This window comes from Nostoc flagelliforme FACHB-838 (assembly GCF_014698065.1).
Taxonomy (GTDB): domain Bacteria; phylum Cyanobacteriota; class Cyanobacteriia; order Cyanobacteriales; family Nostocaceae; genus Nostoc; species Nostoc flagelliforme_B.
In genome coordinates this window covers 1-6,541 of the sequence record NZ_JACJSI010000335.1, presented here as the reverse complement: position 1 = coordinate 6,541, position 6,541 = coordinate 1, and the positions used below count along the sequence as shown (strand labels likewise).

At 38.5% G+C, this 6,541-nt stretch carries 4 protein-coding genes; all 4 read left to right on the top strand.

Annotated features, from left to right (window positions below):
* Window positions 1-690 precede the first annotated feature (690 nt).
* The 4 genes from H6G97_RS42775 (at window position 691) to H6G97_RS42760 (ending at window position 6,528) form a co-directional block, all read left to right on the top strand.
* On the top strand, window positions 691-906 hold the full coding sequence (locus H6G97_RS42775; protein ID WP_242055980.1) for a hypothetical protein: 216 nt from the start codon (window positions 691-693) through the stop codon (window positions 904-906).
* Window positions 907-1,216: 310 nt separating this feature from the next.
* Complete coding sequence (locus H6G97_RS42770) at window positions 1,217-2,233, top strand: hypothetical protein (RefSeq protein ID WP_190946609.1); 1,017 nt, start codon at window positions 1,217-1,219, stop codon at window positions 2,231-2,233.
* Between the two features lie 278 nt (window positions 2,234-2,511).
* Entirely contained in the window at window positions 2,512-5,526 is a 3,015-nt protein-coding gene (locus H6G97_RS42765) for a peptidase domain-containing ABC transporter (RefSeq protein ID WP_190946608.1), read from the top strand.
* A 261-nt stretch (window positions 5,527-5,787) separates the two neighbouring features.
* Window positions 5,788-6,528 carry a hypothetical protein gene (locus H6G97_RS42760; RefSeq protein WP_190946607.1) on the top strand — a complete coding sequence of 247 codons (741 nt, stop codon included), beginning with the start codon at window positions 5,788-5,790 and terminating at the stop codon, window positions 6,526-6,528.
* Window positions 6,529-6,541: the final 13 nt, after the last annotated feature.

Here is a 6,541-nt window from a genome sequence, read left to right as displayed (position 1 = left end):
GAGGCATGAAGGTAATCGGGGCAGCGCGGAAAACCGAGAAATCCTGACTGTGCTACTTCTTGCACTGTTAGTTGGATTATCCCTATTCTGTCACTCTCGGAAAACAATAGTCGAAGCAAGAGTTTGAAACTTTGATTGAGCCAAGCTTTGAACTTTTATTTTCTAACTCTAACAGTAACTAAAATTTATAGCCAAAACCTGAAAACTAAAGCTGCAAAAGCCTTACAGGGATTAGCTTCTCCCAGATTGACAAAACAGGGTTAAATTGGTATAAGCCCTGTTTTGTCACTTTCGGAAAATAATAATCAGAGCGAAACTCTGAAACTTTGATTTGATAAAGTTTTGAGCTTTTTTTTTTCTAACAAAAACTAAAATTTATAGCCAAAAACTGAAAAATAAGGCTCTCAAAGGCTTGCAGGCATTGGCTTCTCCTAAAGTGACAGAAGAGGGATAAGTAAATATATTTTTATGTAGCTCATAATTAAATTATTTTAGTATTGACGATTAGTCATTCAGTTGAAGATAAGCTAATTCACATTTTGAAAAAATATTTGATTTGTTTTATTTATCATTTTACCAATTTTTACAATTATCTATGTCATTTTGGAATCTCCCTTAGTTTTTATTAGTAAATAAGATGCATTTGCCCTGCGTTGAACCCTCGTAAATTGGCAAAGGTATTGTTGGACATTGGATATTACTTTCCACGAAAATGAATGCCGAATTTGTTCTTTACATAGCCCAGAAAACTTTGCTTTACTACGTTGCATTGCTCTTAATGCATTAGAGCGAGAATCATCTTTTCGTCGCAGTATTCGCCAAAAATCACGACGAGTAGCTATGAACGATGACTATATGCTTTTTGTGTTGGCTGCGACTCTCTCAAACTCAGTACCTCTGCCATAATCCCCCTGTCAATAGGGTTTGAGACGCGCTAACCCTAACTGCGATATTAAATCTTAATCAGAAGTTCATAAAACTTTAATAGTTAGGAAATTTTATCTTAATAGTCCACAAGTAACTTTACCTTAGATGTATTATAAATACTTCTCTGCAATCTCAGTTGTTATAGCAAGCTTTGTTTGTGTAGCTGAGGCAGTATGTTGTGGACTTTTTCCGTTATCGCAAATGTCCTCCAGACTATTAGTTGAAGGACGATTCGGATATTTGAAACACTCTCAGAAATTAACAAGTCGAAATTAAGGAGAAAATTCTCATGGTTCTTTACGGCTATACAATCGGAGATTCGGATAGCAATCCGAATGTGGCTGGAACACAATTCGCAGTTTACCGCTTTCCTATAAGCCCATTCGGTAGTACTCCTCAATTAGTAGGTCGGATCAATGCTGCGAATATTCAGAACAACGACTTAGAAGGGCTAGGAACTAACCCCGCTACTGGAAGGGTAAGTGCCGTTAATGAAGCACGAGCATCCGGTTCAACAGCAACAATTGATCCAACTATTGTTCGGGTTAATAATGTCGATCAGCCTTTTGCTCCAGCCAGTGCATCACCAACGCGTTCGCCATCTGACTCACGTCGTTTTGGGTTTGACTCTGGTGCTGACTTTGGGCGTGACATCTCATCAACTGGAACGGTACTGTCGACTAATGTTTTGTACAACATTTCGGGCAATAATACCACCAGTAATGGAGTACCAGTAGGAAGCTCTCTTTACGAAATTACTGTACCTACTACTGGAGGCGGAGTTGTTACGCTTGTAGACCAATTTGGTGCAGCTACTACTACTGCACAAAGGCAAGGAACTGCACCTACTAATCCTGGAAAATTTGCTGATGGATTAGCTATCGATAATCTCACCCCTGGTCGGACTCGCGCTCTTGCGAGCGATTTCACTAATACAGATGAAACTACAGGCGACACTACTAGAAATAACCTGTACAAAGTTGATTTGCTTACTGGTGAGCTATCTGCGCCGATTGTGCTGAGAAATTCTTCAGGTCAACCTCTTAATCTCAACGCAGATTCTGGACTAGCATTTACTAACCTTAGCGGCTCTACTCAAAGACTGTTAGCTTTGCTCGAAACTGGGCAAGTCTACGAGATCACAGGCTTCCAAGACGAGCTTAGTGCATCAGGTTTAAGTTTAGGCACTGCCACAGGTGTTAACGGTGCTGGTTTTGCAACCGCCACCTTACTTGGTACAGTCAATTTACCTAGTGCTTCAACTGGAGCAATTGATTATGAAGGCTTTACGATTGTTAACGAATAACAGTCGTTAGAATACCCTTTTATTAGAACTCTTACAAAAGCTACTTTTGTAAAAGTTGGAGAAAGGGTTAAGTAAAGGATAAAAGAAAACTCAATCTGTTTCATCCTTTACTTAACCCTTTTATTGATTAATGTTATAAACTCTAGTATCTAAGGTTTTTAAGTATTACTTGCTGTCTAAGTCACCAGTTAAAAGGTTAATTAAATTTAGCTAAAAATACTAAAGACAAAAAAATCGCTATTGGCTTGAAAATAAGAAATTATTTTTTATTTTTTAATATGATTTATGTTCAGGACATCTCTACTAAATTTCTTACTACTATAGAAGGATTTGACCAATTACCAGATGAGGTACTCGCCAATTTATCACAACAATTGCAAATTAGGCAGTATCGCATTGGTGAGAAAGTCATTACTAATGAAATACTTCTTGAACAAGTAATATTTATTTACGAAGGACAGGTACGCTTATTAGGATACGACTTGCACAGGCAAATGCTAACTACTTTAAAATTATTACAACCAGGAGCCTCTCTTGGTGAAATTAGTTTGTTACGTGGCGTAGCTTGTGAGTTGGCGATCGCTTCTACAGAAGTAGTATGTTTAACCTTAAGTGCAGCAGAATATTTTAATCTTCTTGCTTGTTATCCAGACTTTGCCAATATTCGTACAAATCAAAGTTATTTAGCAGAAGTTTTTGACATTCTCAAGTCGCAAGCAGAAAAACAAGCTAATGCTGTTTTAAATCTTAAAGAGTTAGCTGAAAAAGCTTTAGTTGGAGCTACAATACATTACCTTTCTCCAGGAATAACTCCAATCACACAATTAGATAAGGAGAATATCTGGTTTGTCAGTAGTGGTAAAATTACAAATTTATTACCTAATTCTCATTTAAACTTGAACGATGTTGGAGAAACTATCAAAGTCACAGCGGAAATTCCAGCACGTTTGATTGGCCTGCGGGCATCAGATTTGCTACTGCAAGATTTTCCAGAAGTAGAACCCCAAATTAGTGATAAGCCACAGCAGATTGCAGATGAATTAGAAATTCCCTACGCACCAGAAGAAATCGCCAACTCAAATCCTTACCCATCCAAAAGTTCAAAAAAACGTAAAAAATACCCATTCTTTTCTGGTAAGGGAGAACTAAATGTAGCCATTGCCTGTTTCCAAATGCTCACAAAGCACTTGGAAATGCCATTTCGTCGGGAAGTAGTTCGTCGTATCTTATCTAAACAACTTAAACGCCAGGGAAATATATCATTTCAAGCTTGTGCTTACTTGTCAGAGTTAATTGGACTCAAAGCGCAATTAATAGATTTACCCATCGCCGCAGCCACACGCATTCCCGCACCAGCATTGATTCGCTATGGTGATAATTATGCAGTTTTATATGCAGCCGATACCAGTACGATTGTTGTGGGTGCGCCATCCAAGGGAATCATCCGCTGCAAACCCACAGAATTTGTTGATCAATTAGATGCTGATCAGACCAATTTACCACCGCGAGTCAAGGTATTACTGCTTGCTTCCACTAAAGAAACACCCCAAAAGCATTTTAGTTGGCGTTGGTTTCTTCCTTATCTATCACGTCACCATCAAGTACTGATAGAAGTATTTATTGCTTCTTTCTTCGTTCAGCTAGCAGCACTAGCAAATCCCCTGGTCGTGCAATTAATCATTGACAAAGTTATTGCTCAAAATAATGTTAATACTTTGCATATTTTAGGAGTACTACTATTAGTTATCGGGCTATTTGAAGCCGTGCTGACCACATTGCGAACTTATTTATTTGTCGATACCACTAATCGCATCGATATAGGTTTAGGGTCACAAATTATTGACCATTTGCTGCGGCTACCACTACGTTATTTTGAACGCCGACCTGTAGGTGAACTATCTACTCGAATTAACGAATTAGAAAATATCCGAAAGTTCCTGACTGGTACTGCTTTGACAGTCGTTTTAGATGCTGTTTTCTCTGTGGTTTATATTGGTGTGATGCTGATTTATAGTTGGCAACTCACCTTAGTTGGTTTAGGGACAATTCCAGTATTTGTCATTATCAGTTTAGTTGCCTCTCCGACTATTAGCAGACAGTTACGCGCCAAAGCTGAACGGAATGCCGAAACTCAATCTTATTTGGTTGAGGTCATGTCAGGAATTCAAACAGTAAAAGCGCAAAATATTGAATTGCGCTCGCGCTTTTCCTGGCAAGAGCGTTATGCTCGTTTTGTTGCAGCTGGTTTTAAAACTGTAGTTACTTCTACCCTTGCCAATTCTACTAGCGACTTTCTCAACAAACTCAGTAGCTTGCTAGTTTTGTGGATGGGAGCTTACTTAGTTCTGCAAGGAGAATTAACGCTCGGTGAATTAATTGCCTTTAGAATTATATCCGGTTACGTTACCAGCCCAATATTGCGTCTAGCTCAAACTTGGCAAAGCTTCCAAGAAACTGCTTTATCTTTAGAGCGTTTAAGCGATATTGTTGATACACCACAAGAAGCAGAAACAAACCGCCAAAACATTCCCCTACCAGACATTAAAGGGGCAGTAAAGTATGATCATGTTTCCTTCCGATTTTTACCCAGTGGCCCTTTGCAACTTTCTAATGTCAATCTCGACTTTGCTCCAGGAAAGTTTATCGGCATCGTCGGACAAAGTGGATCTGGTAAAAGTACGATGATGAAATTACTGCTCAGGCTTTATGAAGTAGAATCTGGCAGAATTTTGATTGATGGCTATGATATTTCCAAAGTCGAACTTTATTCGCTACGACGACAAGTAGGTGTAGTTCCCCAAGAATCGTTGTTATTTGATGGTACAGTCCAGGAAAATATTGCACTGACAAATCCCGATGCTACAACTGAGCAAATTATTGAAGCGGCAAAAGTCGCAGCTGCTCACGAATTTATCATGAACTTACCCAACGGTTACAACACGCGGGTAGGAGAACGGGGTGCAGCACTTTCCGGTGGACAACGACAAAGAATTGCGATCGCTCGTTCTGTTTTACAACGACCAAAGTTACTAGTTTTAGATGAAGCCACTAGTGCTTTAGATTATCCCACAGAGCGACAAGTCTGCCTCAACTTAGCCAAAGCATTCCAGGGAGATACGGTATTTTTTATTACCCACCGCTTGAATACTGTAAGTCACGCAGATATCATTGTCGTGATGGATGCTGGCAGAGTTATAGAACAAGGAAACCATCAACAACTAATGGCTGCCAAAGGTCATTATTATTATCTCTATCAGCAACAAGAAATAAATTTAATAACTACTAATCCTTAACCAGAAATTCTTAAAACCTTAACAAGTGAGAAATCTTTTCTTAACAGTAGTCAAGTAACCTGCCCTTCGAGCTAAAAAATCGACTGGAATTTTGCAAAAGTCACTTTTAACCTTAATTTTTGGCTTTTAGAAGGTAAATTATAGAAACTTAAAATACTCATGCAATGTTAAATGATTTCTGACAACTCTATTTTTTCAATCTTTTCCCATTTTTGTTTTTCAAATTAGTTCAATAAATTTCAATTACTCCTAAAAAGTTTTATGCCTATTTTTAACCGTACAACTTTGACAGCTGCTTTTTTCTCCTTAACCTTGACTTTCCTGACTAATCAAACGGCTAGAGCACAGACGCAAGACTTAGTTTCAGAAGATAAGTTTGACGCAGCTTTTATCATTATCTCACCAGTCGGTGCGGTAGCTAGTCACGAAGCTTCAAACTTGAGCTTTGAGCAAACAACCGCTCTCCTTAATTCTAATTTTTCTTTATTTTCCAACCTTACATTAACTACCGTTCTTCAACAAGTTACCTCAAATAGTTATAACTTAAATTTCTTGCTGACTACAGGTTCTAATGCTGGATTTATTCCTCCAGAAATTGGACTAGGAGGACAAGCGGTCAATGAATGGAGAGTCGATATTGGTAACTTTATCTCTGGCATCAATAATGGAATAGATTTCCTTACTCCTGTTACTTATAATTCAGCGCAAGGAAGCTGGTTTGATGACGGCAATTTAGTGCTTGAAACAAGTTATCTACCTCAACTGAATGATAGTAGTACGACAACTAAGTTTCTCGGACAATTTGAGGTAAGACTCAACACAGGTGATTTAGGAGCTTTTGGTAATGGGATTGATACTTTTGCCTTAAAAGTCAACGTAACCACAACGAAGCAACCAACTCAAGAAGTTCCCGAACCTTCAATCAATGGTGTGTTGTTGATTTCTGCAACCTTAGGGCTAGCTTTAGCTCGACGACGCAAAGGTGACAAAAGTTTTTCTTGAGTAGAAGATACTG

Excerpts from the sequence above, each read along its gene's own strand:
- H6G97_RS42760 (WP_190946607.1), top strand. The coding sequence starts at position 5,788 with ATGCCTATTTTTAACCGTACAACTTTGACAGCTGCTTTTTTCTCCTTA.
- H6G97_RS42770 (WP_190946609.1), top strand. The coding sequence starts at position 1,217 with ATGGTTCTTTACGGCTATACAATCGGAGATTCGGATAGCAATCCGAAT.
- H6G97_RS42765 (WP_190946608.1), top strand. The coding sequence starts at position 2,512 with ATGATTTATGTTCAGGACATCTCTACTAAATTTCTTACTACTATAGAA.